The organism is Streptomyces sp. NPDC005004, from assembly GCF_053600675.1.
The window spans coordinates 221,448-244,695 of record NZ_JBSGAH010000002.1 but is presented as its reverse complement, the minus strand read 5'-3'; the positions used below and the strand labels follow the sequence as shown (position 1 = coordinate 244,695).

Here is a 23,248-nt window from a genome sequence, read left to right as displayed (position 1 = left end):
GTGCCGCTCAGCCCCGGCCCGCCGCCCCGCCCGCCTCCGCCCCGCCCGCCTCCAGCGGCGGTGTCGTGAGGTTGCCGTGGGTACGGCACTCCGGGTGCGGGCACTCCGGCGTCGGACGCCGTCTGACCAGGGCGAACGCGAGGATGGAGCCCAGCACCAGGACACCCGCGCAGATCGGCATCGCGCGGTCGAAGGACCGGTCGAAGGCGACCGCGGAGCGATACGCCTCCGGGCCCATCCCCGTGAGCAGCGGGAGCGCGGCGACCGCGATCAGACCCGCCGCGCGCGCCGCCGCGTTGTTGATGCCGCTGGCCACCCCCGCGCGGGCGGTGTCCACCGAGGCGAGGACGGTCGCGGTCAGCGGCGCCACCAGGGTGACCATGCCGGTGCCCATGACCACCAGCGCGGGCAGCACGTCGGTCGGGTAGTTCGCGTGCGGGCCCACCCGCAGCATCATCAGCATCGCCGCCGCGCACACCAGCGGACCCACCGTCAGCGGCAGCCGGGGCCCGATCCGGTCCGCCAGCGCGCCCGAGCGGGACGAGAACAGCAGCATCAGGACGGTCGTCGGCAGCAGGGCCGTGCCCGCCTCGAGGGGTGAGTAGCCCGCCACCACCTGGAGCTGGAGCGCGGTGAGGAAGAAGAAGCCGCCGAACGCCGCGTACACGCACAGCGTGACGACGTTGACCGCCGTGAACTGCCGCGAGGAGAAGATGTCCAGCGGCAGCATCGGATCTGCCCGGTCCTTCTCGACGTACACGAACGCCACCCCCGACGCGACGCCCGCGACGGCCGTCACCACCACCCCCACCGACGCCGTGCGCGCCTCGATCAGGGCGTACGTCAGCAGCGCGAGCGCCAGCGCGCCGAGGAACGCGCCGAGCACGTCGAACCGGCCCGGGGGCGCGCCCTCGCCGGAGGTCTCCGCGTCCGACTCGGGCACGTGCCGCAGCGCCACGGGGACGCACACCAGCGCGAGGGGCACGTTCAGCAGGAACACCCAGCGCCAGCCGGGGCCGTCCACCAGCCAGCCGCCCAGGAACGGGCCCACCGCCGCGCCCACACCGCCGAACCCCGACCACAGGCCGACCGCGCGGCTGCGGTCGTCGGGGTGGAAGGACGCCTGGATCAGCGCGAGCGAACCCGGAGTGAGCAGCGCGCCGCCGACGCCCTGGAGGGCGCGGGCGCCGATCAGCACGGCCGGGTTCGGCGCGAGTCCGCACAGCAGCGAGGCCGCCGCGAACCACACCACGCCGATCATGAAGACCTTGCGGCGGCCGTACCGGTCGCCCAGCGAGCCGCCGAGCAGGATCAGCCCGGCCAGGGTGAGCATGTACGCGTTGACCGTCCACTGCAGAGCGGCGAGGCTCGTGTCCAGGTCACGGCCGATGCGGGGCAGCGCGACGTTGACGACCGTCGAGTCCAGCAGGGCCATGCTGGAGCCGAGCACGGTGGTGAACAGGATCCATCTGCCCTGGGGCGAGGCCAGCCGGACATCGGGCATGACCCCAGATATACCCCAGAGACGCGCGATGGACCCGGTGCCAAAAGGAGGCACCGGGTCCACCACGGGTGTCCCTGAGGGAGTCGCCGCCGACTCCCCTCAGGGCTACTTCATCTTGTTGCCCGCCGACCGCAGGTTGTTCGCCGCGACCACGACACGCGCGGCCATCGACGCCTCGGCCAGCTTGCCCCAGGTGCGCGGGTCGTAGGCCTTCTTGTCGCCGACCTCGCCGTCGATCTTCAGGACGCCGTCGTAGTGCGAGAACATGTGGCCCGCCACCGGACGGGTGAACGCGTACTGCGTGTCCGTGTCGATGTTCATCTTCACGACGCCGTTCTCCAGCGCGGTGAGGATCTCCTCCTCCGAGGAGCCGGAGCCGCCGTGGAAGACGAAGTCGAACGGGGACTGCTTGCCGAACTTGGCGGCCACGCCGTCGTTCAGCTCCTTCAGCAGCTCGGGGCGGAGCACCACGTTGCCCGGCTTGTAGACGCCGTGCACGTTGCCGAAGGACGCGGCGAGCAGGTAGCGGCCCTTCTCTCCCAGGCCGAGCGCCTCGGCGGTACGGATCGCGTCGTCCACCGTGGTGTAGAGGGAGTCGTTGATCTCGTGCGAGACGCCGTCCTCCTCACCGCCGGTCGGGGTGATCTCGACCTCAAGGATGATCTTCGCGCGGCGGGCCTGCTCCAGCAGCTCCTGGGCGATCGCCAGGTTGTCCGCGAGGGTCTCGGCGGAGCCGTCCCACATGTGCGACTGGAACAGCGGGTTGCGGCCCGCCTTCACCCGCTCCTCGGACAGCGCGAGCAGCGGACGCACGTAACCGTCCAGCTTGTCCTTGGGGCAGTGGTCGGTGTGCAGCGCGATGTTGACCGGGTACTTCTCCGCGACGATGTGCGCGAACTCCGCGAGCGCGACCGCGCCGGTCACCATGTCCTTGCTGTACTGACCGCCGAGGAACTCCGCGCCGCCGGTCGAGATCTGGACGATGCCGTCGCTCTCCGCCTCGGCGAAGCCGCGCAGCGCCGCGTTCAGGGTCTGGCTGGAGGTGACGTTGATGGCCGGGTAGGCGAACTTGCCTGCCTTCGCCCGGTCGAGCATCTCGTTGTAGACCTCGGGGGTTGCGATGGGCATCTGTCCGCTCCTCGTGTTGCGGGTTGGCGTTCTGCGTGGCGGCCCTGAACTTGGACCCAGGGGGCGACGACGTCAGCGTCGTGCCCATCTTTCCAGACATGGCCCGGCGGACCGTCTGGCGGTCGAGGCCAGGAAGAGTCCACGCCGTGGCGGGCCGTCAGTCCAGACCCAGTTCATCCTTCGAGAAGGCGAACCGGTACGGAACGCCCGCACCGGCCTCGATCTTCTCCGCGGCGCCGGTCGCGCGGTCCACGATCGTCGCCACCGCGACGACCTCCGCACCGGCCTCGCGCACCGCCTCGACGGCGGTCAGCGGCGAACCGCCGGTGGTGGAGGTGTCCTCGACCACCAGCACGCGCCGGCCCGCGATGTCCGGGCCCTCCACACGGCGCTGGAGACCGTGCGCCTTCGCGGCCTTGCGCACCACGAAGGCGTCCAGCCTCTTCCCCCGCGCGGCGGCCGCGTGCAGCATCGCCGCGGCCACCGGGTCGGCGCCCATGGTCAGACCGCCCACCGCGTCGAAGTCGAGGTCGTCGGTGAGGTCCAGCAGGACCTGGCCGACCAGCGGGGCGGCCTCGCCGTCGAGGGTGATGCGGCGCAGGTCGACGTAGTAGTCGGCCTCCAGACCCGAGGAGAGGGTCACCTTGCCGTGCACCACGGCCTTGTCCTTGATCTGTTCCAGCAGTTCGCCACGTGCGTCCGTCGTCATACCGCCAGCTTAGAGGCGGCGCCAGCGCCAGGTCGTGGACGCCTCCAGCGGCTCCAGCGGGGTGACCAGGCGGGGCATCGTGTTGAGCCCGTTGGGCGGCCCGGTCTGCGGCTCCACGCACACGGCGGCGTCCTGCTCGTCGTAGACGACGGCCCACTGCTCGCGGCTGGTCAGCCTCAGTTCGAGCTGCTCCGGCCAGGTCAGGGTGACGTCCACGCCGTCGGGCATCCCGAAGCAGTCGTCCCAGGGACCCGGCGCGGGGTCGATCCGGTTGCCGGTCGGCAGGTGGTCCTCGCCGCGCTCCTCCTGCCAGGCCGGGGAGAAGTCGATGCGCACGCCCTCGCCGCCCAGGCTGCGGTTGAACCAGGGGTGCCAGCCGATCTGCGCCGGGAACGAGTCCTCGTACGTCTCCACCGACATGGTCAGCGTCAGGCTGTCCTCGCCGAGGCTCACGATCTGGGTGACCTTGCCGGGGTGCGGCCAGGGGTCGGTCAGCTCGAACGTCAGGACCGCCTCGTCCGCCGAGACGCGGGCGGTGCGCCAGGCGCCGTCACGGGTGGTGCCGTGGATGGCGTGCGGCGGGGAGTTGAGCGGCATCTGCCGTACGACACCGCCGTCCAGGAACCGGCCGTCCCTGATCCGGCCGCACCAGGGGACCATCGGGAAGCACCCGAACCGCTCGCCCTGGCGCAGCAGCTGCGTGCCGCCGACCTTCAGCCCGGCGACCCGTCCGCCGTTGCCGGGCCGGACCACGACCTCCGCGTCACCCGCGGTCAGCACAATGTCTTCGTCACTCACGGGACGACCCTACTCGGGTACGGGCACCCCGCCCGTGGTGCCCGGCCCGCCGCCTCAACGGCGCTTGCGCAGCGCCCGGGTGACGACGATCGCGGAGGCGAGCGCGAAGGCGGCGGCGGGGGCGGCCCAGCGCAGGGTGGAGTTCGCGGTGACCGTCTGGGGGGCGGGCACGGGGGCGTAGCGTCCGCGCGGCGGGGCGTGGTCCACCTCTTCGGCGCTGCGGCCGATCATCGTGCGGCGCGCGTGCGCGGCTTCCGCCGGGGGCCCGGCGGGGGGTTCGGCGGAGGGCTCCGCGGGGGCGGCGAAACCCGCCGGGGTGTCCTCGGGGCCGGGGGCGAGGGAGGGCGGGGGGACCTCGGTGTCGAAGACGGAGGTGTGGGCGTCGGAGGCCGTCGGCTCGGAGCCGGGCCGCTCCGGCGTCTCCGGCTCCTCCGGGGGCGGCGGCGAGACCGGCTCCTGCGGCTCCTCGGCGAGTCCCTCCAGGAAACGGGTCAGCAGGCGGGCCGCCGCCGAGGCGAGCTGGTCCGCGGGGAGTTCGGCCGTACGGGCGCCCGTCGTGGCCGTCGCCGTCGCGGTCAGGTCCGCCGTCGTACCGTCCGCGGCCTCCGCGAGCCGTACGGTCACGGTGAACTCCGCGCTGCCCGTGCCCCGGGACTCGGTCGCCTCACCCTTGACGGTGTAGCTGCCGTCCTCGTGCCGGGTGACCCCGGCGGTCCCCCGGTACGTCACCGAGTGCCCGCCCACGCGCAGCTTCAGCCGCCCGGTCAGCGGGTCGGCGGTGGCGTCCTGCTGAAGCCCGGGTACCGCCCGGGCGACCCGCACGGGGTCCGCCAGGGCCTCCCTGAGCCGGTCGGCCGGAACCGGGACGAAGACCTGGTGCTCCATGTCGCCCGAGCCTACCCATTGACATCCTCCCCCTCACTAAAAAAGAGGGGGATTCCAACCCAGGTGGGTTGAGGTTCACGGACGCTCGGCCCCTTGGGAGGTGTCGTCCCTCCGGCACCGGCTGATCGCCGGGGGCGGGGGATTCCGCCCTGTCCTGCCGCGACGTTGCTTGCTGCGTTGGTGTCCGCGTTGCAGGTGAAACCGCAGGAGGAACAGACGAACTCGGCTTGGCTCTTGCGCGAGTTCTTGTCGATCCATCCGCAGGCACTGCACCGCAGGGATGTGTAGGGGGCGGGTACGTCCTCGACCCGGCCGGGGGCCTTGTGCTCGGTGCGCTGCCGGAGCAGACCCCAGCCCTGGGCGAGGATCGCCCGGTTGAGTCCGGCTTTGGCAGAGCGGCCGTTCTTGAGGGACTGGCCGGACTGGTCGGGGTCCGGTTTCGCCTTGGCCTTGGCAGTCATGGTCTTGATGTTCAGCTTCTCGAACCGCACGAGGTCGTAGGTGCGGGCGAGCATGGTGCTGGTCTTCTCGCACCAGTCCTTGCGCCGGTTCGCCTCCCGCGCCTTGAGCTTCGCCACCTTGGCGTATTCGGTGGCCTTCGCCGGGCTGCCCTTCGGGGCGCGGGCGGCGCGCCGCTGGTGCTTGCGGATCTTTGCGCGTTCCTTGATGGTGAGCTGGGGGCAGTTCAGGGTGCGGCCGTCGGACAGGGCAGCGGTGATGGCCACGCCCCGGTCGACGCCGACGACCTCGCCTGTTCCGGGAGCACTGATCGGCTCGGGGATGACGGCGAAGGCGATGTGCCACTGGCCGTTGCGGTAGGTGACCCGGAACGTCTTCGCCCGGGGCAGCTCCGCCCGGGTGAGCCGGAAGCGCACCCAGCCGCAGCCGGGCACCTTGACCCGCGCCCACCTGCGGTTCAGCTTCCGCACCACCACCGACCGGCCCATGACCTGCTTACCGGTCTTCACGTTCAGCTTTGCCGAACCGTCCTCGTCGTACTCGGGCACGCGGTCGTCGCCGATGGCACGGAAGCCCTCGTGCCGGTGCTTCTTGCGCCAGGTCGGATCCCCGAAACCGGAGGTGAAGCGGGCGTTCTTGGCCTGCGCGAAGTCCTTCAGGGCCTGGACCTGGACGGTCTGATTCCCCGCACGCAGCCACTCACAGGCGGCACGAGCCTCGGTGAGCTGGCGGCACTGCTCGGCGAAAGAAGGCGCCGGCTTTCGCCCCTTGCGCCAGTGCGAGTGCTGCTCGACCGCCAGGTTCCACACGTACCGGGCGTGCGCACAGTGCAACAGCATCTGCTGCTCCTGCTCATGCGTCGGATACATCCGGAACCGGCCCATGGGCCCATCATAGCTACACAATGGGACCAATGCCAGAATGGGACCATGACCAAGCATGTGAACCTTCGTCTCCCCGACGATGTGCACGCGGCGGCTGTAGTCGCCGCCGCGGCTGACGACCGCTCCCTGAACTCGTGGCTGATCTCCGTCGTGCGACGCGCTGCCCAGCCCTCCGGCACGCCGGACCGCCCTGACGGCGACCCGGCTACCCCTGCCTCGCTCCGCAGGACCGGGAATTCACCCCGGCCCTGAAGGACCGGGGCACCCCGCCCGGAAAAACCGCGGCGCGGGTTTTCACCCCGGAGTGCGGTCGGCCCGGCGCGGCCCTCAATACCTCGGGTGCGCCAGCGTCGACGCCACCAGTCCCGTCACGCGCGTACGGCGGGCCGCGTGGGCGTCGGCCGTCAGCTCGGCGGGCGTCAGGGTGCGGGGGCGGGGGCCCGTGAGGCGGAGGCGCGGGACGGACGGGCCCGCAGTCGCCAGCAGGAAGCCCCAGTCGGGTGGGGTGCCGGCGCGGGCGGCGGAGCGGTCGGGGCCCGCCGGAAAACCGGAGTCCTGGCCGAGGACGCGGTAGGGGGCGGCGGAGAAGCCCGCCGCCCGCAGGGTCGTCGCGACCGTCCAGAAGACGCGGGGGCGGGTGGTGACCGGGCCGGCATGGACGACCAGACGCCCGCCGGGGGCGAGGGCGCGGCGGGCGAGACCGTAGAACTCCTGGGAGTACAGCTTGGTGCTGGCGGTGATGCCGGGGTCGGGGAGGTCCGCGATCACCACGTCGTACCGCCCGGCGGGGGTGAGGCGCAGCCGGCCGAGCGCGTCGGCCGCGGTGACGTGGACACGGGGGTCGGCGAGGGCGTGTCCGTTGAGCGCGGCGAGACCGGGGTCGTTGCGGGCGAGCCGGATCAGCCCGGCGTCCAGCTCGACCACGTCGACGCGCTCGACCCCGCCGTACCGCAGCACCTCGCGCGCGGCCAGCCCGTCGCCGCCGCCGAGGATCAGCACGCGTGCGTGCGGGCCGGACAGCGCGGGGCGGACCAGCGCCTCGTGGTACTGCCGCTCGTCCCGGCCGCCGACCCTCAGGCGCCCGTCCAGGAAGAGGTCGAGCGGCCGGCCGTCGGTGCCCCCGGCGAGGACGACCTCCTGGACGTCGGTCTGGAGCGCGACCCGTACGTCACCGCCGTACACCGCCTGGCGCGCGGCCCGTTCGAAGTCACCCGCGAGGGCGGCGGCCGAGGCGAGGACGCCGAGCACCGCGAGGCCCACGACGAGCAGCGTCCAGCGCGCGCGGCGGCTCAGGTCGCGGCGGAACAGACCGAGCACCAGCGCGCTGCCCGCGACCACGTTCACCGAGCCGGTGAGCAGCGCGCCGGTCAACTGGCCGAGGAACGGCAGGAGAAGAAAGGGGAAGGCGAGACCGCCGACCAGCGCGCCCACGTAGTCCGCGGCGAAGAGGTCGGCGACCGCACCGCCCGCGTCCTGGCGCCGGATGCGCTGGATCAGCTCCATCAGCAACGGCACTTCGGCGCCGACCAGTAGCCCGATGGCCAGCGAGAACCCCACCAGCAGACAGCGCGGGCCGTCCGCCCACATGCCGCCCCAGCCGCCGGTCCACGCGAAGACCGCGTACAACGCCATCGCACTGCAGCCGCCGACCAGCGCGAGCGCGGTCTCGATCGCCCCGAAGCCGACGGCCGCGTGCCAGCGCAGGCGTTTGGCGGCGAGGGAGCCGATGCCCATCGCGAACACCATCACGGACAGCACGACGGACGCCTGGGTGACGGAGTCACCCATCAAGTACGAGGCGAACGCGACGAGTTCCAGCTCGTACACCAGTCCGCAGGCCGCGCAGACGAAAACGCACGCGAGGACCAGGAACCGCCCGGTGCCGGGCCGCACGGGCAGCCACGCGGGCTCGGCCCAGGGCGGGGCACCCGGGGACACGGGGGCGTGGGGTTCGATCACGTTGCGACGTTACGTCACGGCGTACGTACGCTTCGTCACCCACACGTGTGGAACTCGGGCGCCTGGCTGCGCGATCGGTTTACGACGGCCGGAGCGGGTTGACCCGGGTCCGGGATCAGCCGGGCTGCCCGGCGGGAACGCGTACGCCGACGCGGGTCCTGGTCGCCACCAACTGCCCGTCCTGCGGGTAGGCGTGCCAGGTGCGCCAGTGCACCTGACCGCCCTGCCACTGGGCGATCAGCGCGGTGAAGGCGTGCGGGCTGCCGGGGAAGACACCGGCCAGGCCGTGCGGGTGGTCGGAGACCAGCGCCAGCAACTCCTGTGCGCGGCCCGCGAACTGGCCCGGCGTCAGCATCTCCACGCGCGCCGCGAACTCGTACTCCCAGTCGCCGATCCGCTTGGCGACGCCGAGCGGGAGGGGAGTGCTGGAGCCGGGCATACACGCCACGGTCTCCGAGCAACTGCCGTTCTCCTCTTCGAGGAGGACCTGGTGGGAGGCGCCGAGGAGCCTCAACTGGAGTCTCGCCCCGCTCAGTTCGAGGTCGAGGGTGGCCAGGGCCGGGAGCGGTTCGCGTCCGAGGGCCCAGGCGAGGTCGGCAGCGCGCGTATCTGTGTAGGAGGTGTTCAGGGTCGTGAGCATGGATCGGCTCCGCTAACACGCATGAGGGAGAGGGCAGTCCGGCGCACCTCGGCGGACACCGGGGCGGTCGGCCCGCTCGGCCCGGCTGGAGGGGGTGTCCTTGGGACGCCCGAGGGCTGCGGTGGTGATTTAGAGGGAATCATGAACTGTGGCCGTGCCACAGCGTTTTTACCCAACTTCGGAGGGTTTCCATCCCTCAGAGGGCCCCACAGCTCAACTGTTCAACGATCCCCTCCGGGGACTGACCGGGAGCCCGGGGAGGGGCGCTGACGGGGCCGGAGTGGAGCGTGGTGACGGTGGGCCGAGGTGGGCGTCACGGCCGGCCCCGCGGGTCTCGCCCCGCACCCCGGCTCGCCCACCGTCACTGCGGCACCCCGCCCCCGGCTACACCGCTCCTCGCCCGGCCCTCACCCTCAGCTGCCGCCTCCGCAGCCGCCCCCGCCACCGCAGGACGAACCGCCCCCGCACGACGAACCTCCGCCGCAGGACGAGCCGCCCCCGCACGAGGAGTGGCCGCCGCCGCAGGAGTGGCCCCCGTGGTGGCCACCGTGGTGGCCACCGCCACCCGACGAGCCGGAGTCGTTTCCGGCCACCCACCAGCTCGTCCCGGCGTCCGACGAGGACGACGACGAGCGGTGCGACGACCGCGACCCCGCGCCCGGGCGCCGCTTGCCGAGCGAGACCCTCCCCCGGGCACGCCGCCGCGCGCGCGACCTCGCCGTCGCCGTCACGACGATCACCAGCGCCACCAACAGGACGATGCCGATCACCATGGCGCCATCCCCCTTCCGTTCCCCCGAAGCGGCCCCCCGTGGGCGCCTCGCTCCCCGCGCCGTGCGACGCGGTGACCGGGGGATGCCCGGCGCGCCGCGCGGCCAAAGCAGAGTTGAGCAACTTCTGAGGGTGGCGTCCGGCGAACGGCTCCCGACCTGTGCCGGAGTCCCGGCGTGCGGCCGCTCCGAGCGTCCGTCGCGCCGGGGACACAGGTTGAGGAAGCCCCCCGCCGAGGCGCAGGATGGCCCGCATGACCTCCAGCGCACGTCCGTACCTCAACCGCCGCCTCGCCGAGTTCGGGACGACGATCTTCGCCGAGATGTCGGCGCTCGCCGTGGCGACCGGATCGATCAATCTCGGCCAGGGGTTCCCCGACACCGACGGTCCAGAGGAGGTCAGGGAGGCGGCGGTGCGGGCGTTGCGGGACGGGCGGGGCAACCAGTACCCGCCCGGACCCGGCGTGCCGGAGCTGAGGAACGCGATCGCCGCCCACCAGCGGCGCAGGTACGGGCTGACGTACGACCCCGACACCGAGGTACTGGTGACGGCGGGCGCCACGGAGGCCATCGCCGCGACGCTGCTGGCGCTCCTGGAGCCGGACGACGAGGTCGTGGCCCTGGAGCCGTACTACGACTCCTACGCCGCGAGCATCGCGATGGCGGGCGGGCGACGGGTGCCCGTCACGCTGCGCCCCGACGCGGGCCGCTTCACGCTCGACCTCGACGAGCTGCGCGCCGCCGTCACCGACCGCACCCGGCTGCTGCTGATCAACACCCCGCACAACCCCACCGGCACCGTCCTCACCCGCGCCGAATCGGCCGCCATCGCCGAACTGGCGGTGGAGCGTGACCTGTTGGTCGTCACCGACGAGGTCTACGAGCACCTGGTCTTCGACGACGCCGAGCACATCCCGCTCGCCACGTTCCCCGGGATGCGCGAGCGCACGGTGACCATCGGATCGGCGGGGAAGACGTTCTCGTTCACCGGCTGGAAGGTCGGCTGGGTGACCGCCGCGCCGGGGCTGGTGAGCGCGGTGCGCTCCGCGAAGCAGTACCTCACCTTCGTCTCGGCGGGCCCGTTCCAGTACGCGGTGGCCGAGGCGCTGGCGCTGCCCGAGTCGTACTACGACGACCTCCGCCGCGACATGAGCGCCCGCCGCGACCTCCTCGCGACCGGGCTGACCGAGGCGGGCTTCGACGTCTTCCGTCCCGCCGGCACCTACTTCGTCACCGCCGACATCCGCCCCCTCGGCGAGAAGGACGGCTTCGCCTTCTGCCGCGCCCTCCCGGAGCGCGCGGGCGTCGTCGCCATCCCCAACGCGGTCTTCTACGACGACCGCGAGGCGGGCGCACCGTTCGTCCGCTTCGCGTTCTGCAAGAAGGAGGAGGTGCTGCGCGAGGCGGCGCAGCGGCTGCGGGGCATGTGAGCGGCCCACACCCGCGGACGCCGCCTCAGCGTGCCACGAGCGCCCGCTCGATGAGGTCCACCGTCGCCCGGGGGTCGTCGACCTCGACCACGAGACGGGCGTAGCGCTCGTCGGCGAGTTCGACGACCACGGCCCTGGCGCCGTCCTTGACGTCCCAGAAGACCCACTCGCCCCCGGTGTGGAACGAGCCCGCGACGAGGAGACCGGGGAAGTGGGAGCCCGGGGCGCGAACCCCCTTGGGTTCCTTGACGATTCCCGGGTCGGCGGTGGCGCCCCGGACGTTCGCCAGCGGTATGTCCAGCCGGCTCTTGAGCGCCCAGAGCTTGTCCAGCCCTTCCATCTCCACGACCAGGGTGGAGCCCTCGACGGTGATGCGTGCCATGTCGGCCTCTTTCGGTGAACGGGGTGGGTGGGGACGGCTCAGCCGCGGAAGGTGAGGCTCCGCGCGAGGGCGGTCCCCGCGAGCAGCACGTCGTCGTTCGAGGCACCGGCCCTGGCCCGGACGCGCAGCCCGAGCAGGGTGGCGGTCACCGCGGTCGCCGCACCCGGAGGGTCACCGCCGTCCCCGGCGTGCGCGGCGGTGCCGAAGGCCCCGTCCAGCGCGGCGAACGCCCTGGCGACGAGTTCGCCCACCTCGGGGTCGACGGGGGCCCGCTCGACCGCGGCCATCAGCAGCAGGTCGACGCCGTTGTCCGCGCCGGGACCGGCGAGGGCCTCCTCGATGGCGCCCCGCACCCCCGCGTGCCGGGCGAGACGGTCGGCGAACGGCGTGAAGAGCTGCTCGACGGACCAGCGCAGCGCGGCCAGATAGAGCCCGCGCTTGCTGCCGAAGGTCTTGTACAGGCTGTTGCGGTGCACGCCGAGGTGCGCCACCAGGTCGTCGATCGACGTTCCGTCGTACGCCCGCACCGAGAAGAGCGCGGCCGCCCGGCGGACCACCTCGGCCTCGTCGAACCCTCTTGGTCGTCCCATGCGCCGACCGTAGCCATTCAAGGAACGATCAGTCAAGAACAATCGTTCCTTAATTGCCGGGGCGGAGGGGAGGGCGGCAGTGCGCCGGCACGGCGTGCGGGCACGACAAGCGCGGGTACGGCAAAGGGGCCCGGGGTGACATCACCCCGGGCCCCTCGAAGCCCGCGTACGGACCGGCGGGGACTTAGTCCTCGTCCTCGCCCGGCTTCTCCTCGTCGATCTCGTCGACCTCCTGCTCCAGGCCGAGCTGCTCCACGATCCACTTGTCGAACTCGATCGCGGCGCGGACCCAGCTCACGGTGGAGGACACGAAGTGGTTGAGGTCCACGCCGGTACCGACCAGCATCTGGGCCTCGCCGATGAGGCGGACGGTGCCGTCCTCGTGGGTGTGGGTGTACACCTTCGGCCACAGGGTGCGGCGGTTCCACTCGTCGACGGTCTCGAGCAGCTGCGGCTTCTCGTCGATCTTGTGGGGACGGTCGTAGAAGGTCCGTACCGAGAAGACCGCCTGCTCGTCCTCGCCGCGGAACATGAAGTACGTGCGGAACTGCTCCCACGGAGCCGCGAGGTCGCCCTCCTCGTCCACGACGAACTTCAGCTCCATCTGCTCGAGGAGCTGCTTCACAAGGTCCTGATCCGGGACGACGGGGCCCACCGGTCCCTGGGGCTGCGGTTCGGGCTGGCCCCCGAAGTTCGGAATCGAGGACGGGTCGATGCTCACCGTGTTTTTCCCTTCGTACGGATACCGCCATCCTCCCTCAGAGGGGGAGGCCCCTGGCAAGCCCCGCCGCGCCCTGTAAGCCCTCGGCGGACACGAAGTCCCCGGACCGGCTGCGGCCGTCCGGCATGATTCCGCCATGCGCATACCAAGAGTGTTGCGATGGGTCCTGTGGACTCTGTGGTTCGGCTGTCTCCTGTTCGTCATCTGGTTCGCGTGGGAGGCGTGGGCCTCCTTCCGGGAGGCCGAGTCCTGGTGAGCGGGCGAATCCCGGCCTGGATCGTCCTGGCGCTGTCCACGCCGCTGCTGATCGGGGTGGGTTCCGTGGTGGCGGTGACCGGCTGGGGACTCGCCAGCTTCCGGGTGCCGCGCGCTGACCTGCGGAGCTGGCTGAAGGCCACGTACCCGGACGCGCCGGAGCCGTCCGCGCACTGCCGTCCGCCCTACGACCTCTGCCTCGGCCTGGGATTCTCCGAAGGGGACGGCGTCGAGGCGGACGCCGGGGAGGTGGACGCGTGGTTCACGAAGACGGGCCAGGCCGAGGTGGTGTTCTCCGCGTTCGCCGGGTGAGACACGGCCGACGGGCGACACGACGGCGGCCCGCCCCCTTTCGTGAGGGGGCGGGCCGCCGCGTCGTGCGGTCCGTCAGAGCGACTTCGCCGTCGCCGGGCCCACGATCAGCTCGTCGCCGAAGCGGTCCACGCGTACCGTGTCGCCGTCCTTGATCTCGCCGGAGAGGATCTCCTTGGCGAGGCGGTCGCCGATCGCGGTCTGGACGAGGCGGCGCAGCGGGCGGGCGCCGTACGCCGGGTCGTTGCCCTCCTGCGCGAGCCAGGCCAGGGCGTCGGGGGTGACGTCCAGGGTGAGGCGCCGCTCGGCGAGCCGCTTGGCGAGCCGGTCGATCTGGAGGCGGGCGATGCGGGCCAGCTCCTGCTCGTCCAGCGCGGAGAACACCACCAGGTCGTCAAGGCGGTTCAGGAACTCCGGCTTGAAGGAGGCCCGGACCACGTCGAGGACCCGCTGCCGCTTGTCCGTGTCGTCCAGCGCCGGGTCGACCAGGTACTGGCTGCCCAGGTTGGAGGTCAGCACCAGGATGGTGTTGCGGAAGTCGACCGTGCGGCCCTGGCCGTCGGTGAGGCGGCCGTCGTCCAGCACCTGGAGCAGGATGTCGAAGACCTCGGGGTGGGCCTTCTCGACCTCGTCCAGGAGCACGACGGTGTACGGGCGGCGCCGGACGGCCTCGGTGAGCTGACCGCCCTCCTCGTAGCCGACGTACCCGGGAGGCGCGCCGACCAGGCGGGCCACGCTGTGCTTCTCGCTGTACTCCGACATGTCGATGCGGACCATGGCCCGTTCGTCGTCGAAGAGGAAGTCCGCGAGCGCCTTGGCGAGTTCGGTCTTGCCGACACCCGTCGGACCGAGGAACAGGAAGGAGCCGGTGGGACGGTCCGGGTCCGCGATGCCCGCACGCGAGCGGCGCACGGCGTCGGACACGGCCTGCACCGCCTCGCGCTGGCCGATGAGCCGCTTGCCCAGCTCGTCCTCCATGCGCAGCAGCTTCTGCGTCTCGCCCTCCATGAGGCGGCCCGCCGGGATGCCGGTCCAGGCGGCGACGACGTCCGCGATGTCGTCGGAGCCGACCTCCTCCTTGACCATGGTGTCGCGGGCGGCCTCCTCCTCGGCCTCCGAGGCGGCCTCCAGCTCCTTCTCCAGTTGCGGGATCTGCCCGTAGAGCAGCTTGGCGGCGGTGTCGAAGTCGCCGTCGCGCTGGGCGCGTTCGGCCTGGCCGCGCAGGTCGTCCAGGCGCTCCTTCAGCTCACCGACCCGGTTGAGGGACTGCTTCTCCTTCTCCCAGCGGGCGTTGAGGTGACGCAGCTCCTCCTCCTTGTCCGCGAGGTCGCGGCGCAGCCGCTCCAGACGCTCGCGGGAGGCGGGATCGGTCTCCTTGCCGATCGCCAGCTCCTCCATCTTCAACCGGTCGACGGAGCGCTGGAGTTCGTCGATCTCGACGGGCGAGGAGTCGATCTCCATGCGGAGGCGCGAGGCGGCCTCGTCGACGAGGTCGATCGCCTTGTCGGGCAGGAAGCGGGAGGTGATGTACCGGTCGGAGAGGGTCGCGGCGGCCACCAGCGCGCTGTCCGCGATCTGCACCTTGTGATGCGCCTCGTACCGGCCCTTGAGCCCGCGCAGGATCGCGATGGTGTCCTCGACGGTGGGCTCCGCGACCAGCACCTGCTGGAAGCGGCGCTCCAGGGCGGGGTCCTTCTCGATCCGCTCGCGGTACTCGTCCAGGGTGGTCGCGCCGACCATGCGCAGCTCGCCGCGGGCCAGCATCGGCTTGAGCATGTTGCCCGCGTCCATCGCGGAGTCGCCGCCCGCGCCCGCGCCGACGACCGTGTGCAGCTCGTCGATGAAGGTGATGATCTGGCCGTCGGAGTCCTTGATCTCCGAGAGCACGGCCTTGAGCCGCTCCTCGAACTCGCCGCGGTACTTGGCGCCCGCGACCATCGCGCCGAGGTCGAGCGAGACCAGGCGCTTGTTCTTCAGGGACTCGGGGACGTCGCCCTTGACGATGCGCTGGGCGAGGCCCTCGACGACGGCGGTCTTGCCGACGCCCGGCTCGCCGATGAGGACGGGGTTGTTCTTCGTACGGCGGCTCAGCACCTGCACGACCCGGCGGATCTCGTGGTCCCGGCCGATGACCGGGTCCAGGCGACCCTCGCGGGCGGCGGCGGTGAAGTCGGTGCCGAACTTCTCCAGGGCCTTGTACTGGCCCTCGGGGTCGGCAGTGGTCACGCGGCGTCCTCCCCTGGCCTTCTGGAAGGCCTCTTGCAGCTTCTTCGCGGCGGCGCCCTGCTTCTGGAGCACCTCCGCGGCGGCGCCGCCCTTCGCGGCGATGCCGATCAGCAGATGTTCGGTGGACAGGAACTCGTCACCGAGTTCCCTGGCCCGCTGGTCCGCGTCCGCGAGGACCGCGAGGAGGTCCCGGCTGGGCTGGGGCGGGGCGACGGTGGAGCCGGTCACGCTGGGCAGTCCGGCGACGACGCGCTCGGCACCGGCGCGGACGGCGGCCTGGTCGGCTTCGACGGCCGCGAGCAGGTCGGTGATGTTGTCGTTGTCCTGCCCCGCGAGCAGCGCGAGGAGCAGGTGAGCGGGCGTCAGATCCGGATTCCCCTCGGTCACGGCCCGCTGGCTGGCCGCGTTGATCGCGTCCCGGCTCCTGTTGGTCAGCTCGGCGTCCACGTTCGTGTTCTCCTCCTCGACGCAGCTCCACTGATGACTTCATCAGTGTACACAAACTTGAGCCGGGTGCACTCAATTAAGCGGAGGTGGTTTGAGGTTGGCTAGGTTTCGGCCATGAGCCCCGTGAACGCCGACGAGCCGTACCTCGCCTTCTGGCGTGAACGGCACCTGTGCACCCTGACGACCCTTCGCCCCGACGGCAGCCCTCACGTGGTCCCGGTGGGCGTGACGTACGACCCGGCCGCCCGCGTCGCCCGCGTCATCACCGACGCCGCCACCGCCAAGGCCGCCCACATCCGCGCCGCCGGAGCCCCCGGCGCCCGCGTCGCCGTCTGCCAGGTCGACGGCCGCCGCTGGGCCACCCTGGAAGGCCGCGCCCACGTGGTGACGGACCCCGCCCGCGTCGCCGACGCCGTCCACCGCTACGCGGAGCGCTACGGCCGCACGCCCCGCGAGAACCCCACGCGGGTGGTGCTGGAGATCGCGGTGGACCGGACACTGGGACACGGCTGAGGGGCGCCTCCGGCGGCTCGGGAGCCTGGCGACCGGGGGACCGCGGCGGCCCGCGGGCGACAGCCGGCCAGGGGCGGGTGATGACCGCCGGGCAGGACCGGTGCCGACACGGGCGCCCGCAAGGCCGCCGAGGCGCGGTGGAGACGGCGGTCGCGGAGCGGGTGCCCGTGGCCCTCGAACACGTCCGAGCCGGAGGCCGGCCATGACTCGGGCGGCGGACCGGCCCGCACGGAAGCGACGGGAGGGGTCTCGGCAAGTCCCAGGACAGGTGCCGCACGCCACTCGCGCGCCGTCGAGGGGCACGCACTCCACGTACAACGCCACTCGCGCGCCGTCGAGGGGCACGCACCCCACGCACAACGGCACTCGCACCGCCCGCCCCCGGCACCCCACCGAAACCGGCGATGAACAGTTTCGGCCAGTTGGCCAGGGGGTCCGTACCCCGAAATATCCGCAGAAACTGCAGCGGCGTCACCGTGTTCAGGTCACGGTGACGCCGCTGCGGGGGGAAGCGCCTGAGCGATCTTTTACGACGGGGGAATCGCGTCAGGCACTGCGGGGGGTGGCCGAGATGGTTCTCAGGTCGGCGACCTCCGGGGAGGTGAGCCGGTGGTCGCGCTGGTCCAGGTTGACGAAGATCATGCCGTACCGGACGGCACACCGCACCGGCTGCGGCGCCCCGCGCGGCTTGCGCAGACACCGGTAGGCGCGGACGTCCTCGTCCTCGTCGCGGGTGACCACGACCGGTTCGCCGAACACCGTCACCATCAACGAGTCACCACTGTGGGGGAGAGCGGTGACCAGGTCGATGAAGTGCCAGCCGGACCGGTAGGCCGTGGCCATCTCTCGCCGGAAGGAACGGTCGTCGGGCGGAGTCGTCATGTCAGGACCAGATACTGTCGTTCGGCTTGTACACCGTGCCGGCGTCGTCCGTACTCGCCGCATGGGGCGCCACCACGGACCAGATACTGTCCGCCCGTACGTCACTCTTCCCCGCGGAGAGGCCACTCAGAGTCCCGAAGGCCACAACGGCGGAGAAGACGGCGACAAACACCGAGCGAAGCATTCTCTTACGCATAGTCGGCTTCGTCCTCACTTGAAGGTCCCCTCACTCCCCCGTCGGATAAGACGATGTCTCATTCAGGCACGTCATCGCCACACAATCAGTGCATCATGTTCCTGCATGTTCAGGACCCTGGGGGGTGGAGATTTGACGCTAAATCCGGCAGATGCGACACATCCCCATGCGCTCACAGAACTGTGCGCCGAGGGAAGGCGGCTGTACGCCACCGCACTGCGCACCGGGCACATCGCGCGCGCGGACGCCGAGAAGGCTCCCTGCCTCATGGAATTCGCCCTGCTCCACCCGGACCTGGACGACGCGAACCTGATGCGCCCGGTCGCCCCGTCCGTCGCTCTGGCCCAGCGGCTCAACCCCATCGAGCGGGAGATCTCCGAACGCAGACGCACCTCGATAGAGCTGGCGGAGGCGTTCGAGCCGTTCATGGCGCTCACCGCGCAGGGCGCGACCCCCACCCACTCCATCACCGTCCTGGAGGGCCTGGACCGCATCAACGCGGCCCTCGACCTGGCCACCGACCAGTGCCGCTCCGAGATGCTGACCGTCCAGCCGAGCGCCCGCCACCCCGAGCGCCGCGTCATCGAGGGCCTGGAGCGCGACCGCACCCTGATCGAACGTGGTGTGCGCATCCGCACCCTGTACCAGCACACCGCCCGCTACAGCCCGGAACGCCTCGCGTACGTCGACCGGTTCGCGGACGGGAAGGTGGAGTACCGCACGATCGACGAGCTGGTGGAACGCCTCGTCATCTGCGACGAGACCGTCGCCTTCATCCCGATACGCGACGACCGCCAGGTCGCCCTGGAGGTCCGCCACCCCGGCCTGGTCCTCTACCTCACCAAGGTCTTCGAGTTCATGTGGAACCGCGCGGTCCCGCTGACCGCCGGCACCCCCTACGAGACCGCGCCCGACGGCATCACCGAGATCCAGCACTCCATCGCCAAGCTCCTGGTGGAGGGCCATGTCGACGAGGCCATCGCGCGCCGCCTCGGCATGAACGTGCGCACCTGCCGCGCCCACATCGCCAAGCTCGCGCAGGCGCTCGGCAGCGGCAGTCGCGCCCAACTCGGCTTCCTGATCGCCCAGTCGGGCATCCTGAACCAGGAGAACTGACCGGCCTTCCGCGCCCCTCACGGCCTGCCTGACCGCCTCACGCCTCCCGGTCGAGCCCCGCCGCCGCGGCGGTGCGCGGAGGCCCCTCCAGGCCCGCCTGGGCGATCCGTACGCCCAACTGGGTACGGCTCGTCGCGCCCAGGGTCTCCGAGAGGCGGGCGATGTGCGCCCGGCAGGTGCGCACGCTGATGCCGAGCCGCTCGGCGATCACCGCGTCCTGGTGGCCCTCGGCGAGCAGCGCGGCGATGGAGCGCTCGCGGTGGGAGATGCCCTCGATGCCGGTGTCGGGCAGCGCCGCGGTCAGCGGGATCGCGAGCCGCCACAGCCGCTCGAAGACGGTCACGAGATATTCGACCAGCGCCGGGTGGCGCAGCTCCAGCGCCATCGTGCGGTCGGTGTTGGCCGGGATGAACGCCACCGTGCGGTCGAAGAGGATGAGCCGGTCGATCACCTCGTCCAGGCTGCGCGCCTCGACCGCGTCGCCCATCAGCTCCAGGTAGGTGAGCAGCCCCTGCCCGTGCCGGGCGACATGGGTGTAGAGATCCCGCATCCGGACGCCCCGGCCGCGCAGTTCCAGCGCCCGGTGCAGACCCTCCGTCAGCTCGGCCTCGCGCCGGATGCCGCCGGGCTGCACGGTGAGCACCTCCGTGGTGCACGCCTGGGTCGCCGCGTCCATCGCGGCCTGGATGCGGGAGAGCCCGTCCAGGACGCGGATCGCGGTGCCCTCGACGGGCGCGGCCCCGGCCGGTTCACGGCCGAGTCCGGCGTACCGGTCGAAGGCGGTGACGGCCGAGCCCACCCGGCGCCGGCTCTCGGTGACGTCGTCGTACAGCTCGCGCAGCAGCCGGGACATGACCTCCTGCGGGGAGGTGGGGACCAGCCAGTCCATGTCGTCGGGGTCGGGGTGCAGCAGGGCCAGGTCCAGCAGACAGGGAACGGGTCCGGCCTCGGCGCGCGGCACCCGGCCCCGGCGCAGGGCGAGGGTGTACACCCGCTCTCCCGGCCCGCACAGCCGGTCGGCGCCGTGGGGATGCTCCTCCGTCCCGTGCCCGGCCATCGACCATTCCACCCCCGGTTGCTGCCACTTCCGCAGCGCAACTATGCGCGGCCCCGTGCGGGTCCGCAACACGGCTCTCCGCGCCCCCGGAAGCGCGGAGTACGGGTATGCCCCGGAATCGCCCGGGCCCCCGGAAGGCGGGGCCGACGCGGCCGGTGGGGGCGTCGGCCGGCGTGCCCGCACGGCAGTCGGGAGGGGGCCGGGACGTTTCCTAGTGGAGGCCGGCGGCGGCGCAGGCGGCCTTGTACGGGGCGGTGCAGATCTCGCCGACCGAGTAGATGCCGTCGGCGACGACGGTCGCCTTGATCTTGCTCTTGGTCAGCGCGCTCACCTGGACGAGCTGGGACGGGATGTTCTTCTGGGTGGGGCTGTCCACGTGGTCCTGGGTCAGGGCGTCGAACTGGATGTCCTTGCCCTGGACCTTGGCGACGGCCATCTGCGCGGCGGCCTCGGCCTCGTCCGGGTAGGACTTGTAGACGCTCATGTACTGCTCGCCGGTCAGGATGCGCTGCACGGCGTCGAGTTCGGCGTCCTGGCCGGTGATGGGGGGCATCTTGGTGACACCCGCGGCCTTGAGCGCCTTGATGACACCGCCCGCCATGCCGTCGTTGGCGGCGTAGACGCCGGCGATGTTGGCCTTGCCGACCTTGTTGATGACCTCGGCCATGTGGGCCTGGGCGATCTCCGGCTTCCACTCCTTGGTGTCGGAGGTGTCCGCGATCGTCACCTTGCCGTTCAGCTCGGAGAGCGCGCCCTCCTTGAACTGCTTGGCGTTGGGGTCGGTGAGCGAGCCGTTCACCATGACGATCTTGTCGGAGATCCCGGCGTTCGGGCCCAGCGCCTCCAGCAGGGAGCGGCCCTGCACCTCGCCGACCAGCTCGTTGTCGAAGGAGATGTACGCGTCGATCGGGCCCTCGGCCAGGCGGTCGTAGGCGATGACCGGGATGCCCGCGTCCTTGGCCTTCTTCACCTGCGGGGCGATCGCGTGCGAGTCGACCGCGTCGAGCAGGATGATGTTGACCTTGTCGTCGATCATCCGCTGCATCTGGTCGGCCTGCTTGGACGCGTTGGCGTCCGCGTTCTGGTAGTCGACCTTGCCCTTCTTCTTCGTCAGTTCGGCCACCTGCTTCTGAATGATGGGGTAGTCGAACTTGTCGTAGCGGGTGTTCGCCTTCTCCGGCAGCAGCAGTCCGATGGTGACGTTGTCCCCCATCGTCGGGCTGGCGCTCGCGCCGTCCCCCGCCGCGTTCAGCACGCCACAGCCGGCGAGCGAGAGGGACATCGTGGATACAGCCACGGATATGGCGATACGACGCATGCGAGGGCTCACTTCAGGTGCGTTCAGAGAGGAGGGGGCCACGGAGGTGATGCTTCCGCCCCGGGTGTCTGAAAAGACAACTTGGAGGCGCTACCCGCCGTCAAGCAATACAACTTAACGAGATGGCAACATCACTCTCCGTCGAGGACGTGAAGAGTTCGCGAACCCGTACGCCACTCCCTGTAAACCCTGGCCACCGTCTCTTCACCAACTTCCGACCTTCGCCCGCACGTTCTCCACCACTTCCGCACTCCTGAACGAACGAAATCGGCCAGATGCCGCGCTTTACCGCTTAACGGCCTCAACTTACCCCCCACTGCTGCCAGTTGAGGCGTCGGGTACGCCGAAGGGGCCGGGAGGACTGCTCCTCCCGGCCCCTTCGAAAGACGGCTGTCAGTCGGCGGACTGCTGACGCTTGGGGCGCCACACCACCAACGCGCTGCTCTGCTGCACCTCCTGGTACGGCACCAGATCGCGCCGGTAGGAGGCGTGGACGGCGGCCTCGCGCTGGCGCATCGCGGCCGCCGCGCCGTCCAGGGCCGACTCCAGCTCCGCGACGCGGGACTGGAGCGCGGCGACCTGGTTCTCCAGTTCGATGATGCGCTTGATGCCGGCCAGGTTGATGCCCTCGTCCTGCGACAACTGCTGCACCTGGCGGAGCAGTTCGATGTCACGGGCCGAGTAGCGCCGGCCGCGGCCCGCCGTGCGGTCCGGGGAGACCAGACCGAGGCGGTCGTACTGGCGCAGGGTCTGCGGATGGAGACCGGAGAGCTGCGCCGCCACCGAGATGACGTAGACCGGGCTGTCCTCGGTCAGTTCATAGGGATTACGGCGACGACCGGGTGTGTCCATGGGGGCTCAGTCTCCCTTCGCGGCCTCGAACAGCTCCGCCCGCGGATCCTCGTCCGCGGTCGCCTCGCGATACGCCTCCAGCGCGTCACGAGCCTTCCCCGAGAGGTCCTTGGGGACACTCACCTCCACGGTGATCAGCAGATCGCCGTGGCTGCCGTCCTTGCGCGCCGCGCCCTTGCCCCGCGCCCGCATGGTGCGGCCGTTGGGCGTGCCCGGCGGCAGCTTCAGCGTGACGGCGGGACCGCCGAGCGTCGGCACCCGCACCTCGCCGCCGAGGGCCGCCTCCGCGAACGTCACCGGGACGGTGACCGTGAGGTTGTCGCCCTTGCGGCCGAAGACCGGGTGGTCGCCCACGTGCACGGTGACATAGAGATCACCGGCCGGACCGCCGCGCTCGCCGGGGGCGCCCTTGCCACGCAGCCGGATGCGCTGCCCGTCGGTGACGCCCGCCGGGATGCGGACCTGCATGGTGCGCGAGGAACGCGCCCGCCCGCTGCCGTGGCACTCCAGGCAGGGGTGCTCCGCGATCAGGCCGCGGCCCTTGCAGTCCGGGCACGGGTCGGTGAGCGAGAAGCCGCCGCCCGAGCCCCGCGCGACCTGTCCGGTGCCGACGCAGGTCGGGCACACGCGCGGCGTGCCGTTCTTGTCGCCGGTGCCCGAGCACGCCTTGCAGGGCTGCTGGGACGTCATCCGCAGCGGGACCGTCGCCCCCTCGATGGCCTCGGTGAAGCTGAGGGTCACCTCGGTGTCGACGTCCTGGCCCCGGCGCGGCTGCGTACGGGTCGTGCCCGCACCGCCGCCCCGGTTGAACAGGCCACCGAAGACATCCCCGATGCCACCGCCGAAGCCGCCCTGGCCGCCGCCCGCTCCCGCGCCCCCGGCGCCCCCGAAGAGGTCACCGAGGTCGAAGTTGAACTGACCGCCGCCGCCCGGACCCGGACGGAAACCGCCGCCTCCGAACAGGGCGCGGGCCTCGTCGTACTCCTTGCGCTTCTTGGGGTCGCCGAGGACGTCGTTCGCCTCGGAGATCTCCTTGAACCGCTCCTCGGCCCTGGCGTTGCCCTTGTTGGCGTCCGGGTGGAACTCGCGGGCGAGCTTCCGGTACGCCTTCTTGATCTCGGCCTCGGTGGCGTCCCTGGGGACGCCGAGGACCTTGTAGAAGTCCTTCTCGATGAAGTCCTTGGTGCTCATCCCCGACGTCCCTCCTTCCTGTCC

General features: G+C 71.4%; 22 protein-coding genes. 5 read left to right on the top strand and 17 right to left on the bottom strand.

The genetic code is table 11. The features are described from left to right. Nucleotides 1-7 precede the first annotated feature (7 nt). The 6 genes from ACWEEU_RS03465 to ACWEEU_RS03440 all read right to left on the bottom strand — a co-directional run bounded on the left by ACWEEU_RS03465 (nt 8) and on the right by ACWEEU_RS03440 (nt 6,367). On the bottom strand, nt 8-1,504 hold the full coding sequence (locus tag ACWEEU_RS03465; RefSeq protein ID WP_385742662.1) for an MFS transporter: 1,497 nt from the start codon (nt 1,502-1,504) through the stop codon (nt 8-10). Between the two features lie 105 nt (nt 1,505-1,609). After that, complete coding sequence (gene fbaA, locus ACWEEU_RS03460) at nt 1,610-2,632, bottom strand: class II fructose-bisphosphate aldolase (RefSeq protein WP_385742660.1); 1,023 nt, start codon at nt 2,630-2,632, stop codon at nt 1,610-1,612. A gap of 157 nt (nt 2,633-2,789) precedes the next feature. After that, nucleotides 2,790-3,341, bottom strand: a complete 552-nt coding sequence (gene pyrE / locus ACWEEU_RS03455; RefSeq protein WP_018547839.1) for an orotate phosphoribosyltransferase — start codon at nt 3,339-3,341, stop codon at nt 2,790-2,792. 9 nt (nt 3,342-3,350) lie between these two features. After that, nucleotides 3,351-4,139, bottom strand: a complete 789-nt coding sequence (locus ACWEEU_RS03450; protein ID WP_385742658.1) for an aldose epimerase family protein — start codon at nt 4,137-4,139, stop codon at nt 3,351-3,353. Nucleotides 4,140-4,193: 54 nt separating this feature from the next. Next, nucleotides 4,194-5,024 carry an SRPBCC family protein gene (locus ACWEEU_RS03445; protein ID WP_451727982.1) on the bottom strand — a complete coding sequence of 277 codons (831 nt, stop codon included), beginning with the start codon at nt 5,022-5,024 and terminating at the stop codon, nt 4,194-4,196. 11 nt (nt 5,025-5,035) lie between these two features. Next, a complete protein-coding gene (locus ACWEEU_RS03440) occupies nt 5,036-6,367 on the bottom strand; it encodes an RNA-guided endonuclease InsQ/TnpB family protein (RefSeq protein WP_385742654.1) in 1,332 nt (443 codons plus the stop codon). Between ACWEEU_RS03440 and ACWEEU_RS03435 the strand changes: the two genes are divergently transcribed. Beyond that, the gene (locus ACWEEU_RS03435; protein ID WP_385742652.1) at nt 6,338-6,619 is read left to right on the top strand and encodes a toxin-antitoxin system HicB family antitoxin; all 282 of its coding nucleotides are present in this window, start codon (nt 6,338-6,340) and stop codon (nt 6,617-6,619) included. The two genes, ACWEEU_RS03440 and ACWEEU_RS03435, sit on opposite strands and share 30 nt — an antisense overlap. 75 nt (nt 6,620-6,694) lie before the next feature. On the opposite strand, the gene ACWEEU_RS03430 is transcribed toward ACWEEU_RS03435, so the two are convergent. Continuing rightward, a complete protein-coding gene (locus ACWEEU_RS03430) occupies nt 6,695-8,326 on the bottom strand; it encodes a polyamine aminopropyltransferase (RefSeq protein ID WP_451727978.1) in 1,632 nt (543 codons plus the stop codon). Between the two features lie 115 nt (nt 8,327-8,441). Next, a complete protein-coding gene (locus ACWEEU_RS03425; protein ID WP_451727975.1) occupies nt 8,442-8,966 on the bottom strand; it encodes a DUF2617 family protein in 525 nt (174 codons plus the stop codon). A 1,015-nt stretch (nt 8,967-9,981) separates the two neighbouring features. Between ACWEEU_RS03425 and ACWEEU_RS03420 the strand changes: the two genes are divergently transcribed. Beyond that, a complete protein-coding gene (locus ACWEEU_RS03420) occupies nt 9,982-11,166 on the top strand; it encodes a pyridoxal phosphate-dependent aminotransferase (RefSeq protein WP_451727972.1) in 1,185 nt (394 codons plus the stop codon). A gap of 25 nt (nt 11,167-11,191) precedes the next feature. On the opposite strand, the gene ACWEEU_RS03415 is transcribed toward ACWEEU_RS03420, so the two are convergent. From ACWEEU_RS03415 to ACWEEU_RS03405, 3 genes are all read right to left on the bottom strand, one after another. After that, nucleotides 11,192-11,548 (bottom strand): hypothetical protein, encoded by a 357-nt coding sequence (locus ACWEEU_RS03415; protein ID WP_451727970.1) that lies wholly within the window; start codon nt 11,546-11,548, stop codon nt 11,192-11,194. A 38-nt stretch (nt 11,549-11,586) separates the two neighbouring features. Then, nucleotides 11,587-12,138, bottom strand: a complete 552-nt coding sequence (locus ACWEEU_RS03410) for a TetR/AcrR family transcriptional regulator (RefSeq protein ID WP_451727967.1) — start codon at nt 12,136-12,138, stop codon at nt 11,587-11,589. A 184-nt stretch (nt 12,139-12,322) separates the two neighbouring features. Next, nucleotides 12,323-12,859, bottom strand: a complete 537-nt coding sequence (locus tag ACWEEU_RS03405; protein ID WP_199581440.1) for a type III secretion system chaperone family protein — start codon at nt 12,857-12,859, stop codon at nt 12,323-12,325. 252 nt (nt 12,860-13,111) lie between these two features. Between ACWEEU_RS03405 and ACWEEU_RS03400 the strand changes: the two genes are divergently transcribed. Next, a complete protein-coding gene (locus ACWEEU_RS03400; RefSeq protein WP_451727963.1) occupies nt 13,112-13,426 on the top strand; it encodes a hypothetical protein in 315 nt (104 codons plus the stop codon). A 75-nt stretch (nt 13,427-13,501) separates the two neighbouring features. Here ACWEEU_RS03400 and clpB read toward each other — a convergent pair whose 3' ends face one another. Beyond that, nucleotides 13,502-16,099: an ATP-dependent chaperone ClpB gene (clpB, locus tag ACWEEU_RS03395; protein WP_385750053.1), complete on the bottom strand. Its 2,598-nt coding sequence runs from the start codon at nt 16,097-16,099 to the stop codon at nt 13,502-13,504. A gap of 114 nt (nt 16,100-16,213) precedes the next feature. Between clpB and ACWEEU_RS03390 the strand changes: the two genes are divergently transcribed. Next, on the top strand, nt 16,214-16,612 hold the full coding sequence (locus ACWEEU_RS03390; RefSeq protein WP_385750051.1) for a pyridoxamine 5'-phosphate oxidase family protein: 399 nt from the start codon (nt 16,214-16,216) through the stop codon (nt 16,610-16,612). Between the two features lie 546 nt (nt 16,613-17,158). Here the strand turns inward: ACWEEU_RS03390 and ACWEEU_RS03385 are convergent. Continuing rightward, nucleotides 17,159-17,494, bottom strand: a complete 336-nt coding sequence (locus ACWEEU_RS03385; RefSeq protein WP_199581444.1) for a Rieske (2Fe-2S) protein — start codon at nt 17,492-17,494, stop codon at nt 17,159-17,161. Nucleotides 17,495-17,795: 301 nt separating this feature from the next. Here ACWEEU_RS03385 and ACWEEU_RS03380 point away from each other — a divergent pair, with 301 nt between their 5' ends. Further along, on the top strand, nt 17,796-18,806 hold the full coding sequence (locus tag ACWEEU_RS03380; protein ID WP_385750049.1) for a helix-turn-helix transcriptional regulator: 1,011 nt from the start codon (nt 17,796-17,798) through the stop codon (nt 18,804-18,806). Nucleotides 18,807-18,843: 37 nt separating this feature from the next. On the opposite strand, the gene ACWEEU_RS03375 is transcribed toward ACWEEU_RS03380, so the two are convergent. From ACWEEU_RS03375 to dnaJ, 4 genes are all read right to left on the bottom strand, one after another. After that, complete coding sequence (locus ACWEEU_RS03375; RefSeq protein ID WP_385750047.1) at nt 18,844-19,863, bottom strand: helix-turn-helix transcriptional regulator; 1,020 nt, start codon at nt 19,861-19,863, stop codon at nt 18,844-18,846. A 211-nt stretch (nt 19,864-20,074) separates the two neighbouring features. Then, nucleotides 20,075-21,181 carry a sugar ABC transporter substrate-binding protein gene (locus ACWEEU_RS03370; RefSeq protein ID WP_385750045.1) on the bottom strand — a complete coding sequence of 369 codons (1,107 nt, stop codon included), beginning with the start codon at nt 21,179-21,181 and terminating at the stop codon, nt 20,075-20,077. Between the two features lie 393 nt (nt 21,182-21,574). Next, a complete protein-coding gene (locus ACWEEU_RS03365; protein WP_199581448.1) occupies nt 21,575-22,033 on the bottom strand; it encodes a heat shock protein transcriptional repressor HspR in 459 nt (152 codons plus the stop codon). Nucleotides 22,034-22,039: 6 nt separating this feature from the next. After that, nucleotides 22,040-23,224, bottom strand: coding sequence for a molecular chaperone DnaJ (dnaJ, locus tag ACWEEU_RS03360; protein WP_385750042.1), 1,185 nt, complete (start codon nt 23,222-23,224; stop codon nt 22,040-22,042). Between the last annotated feature and the right edge of the window lie 24 nt (nt 23,225-23,248).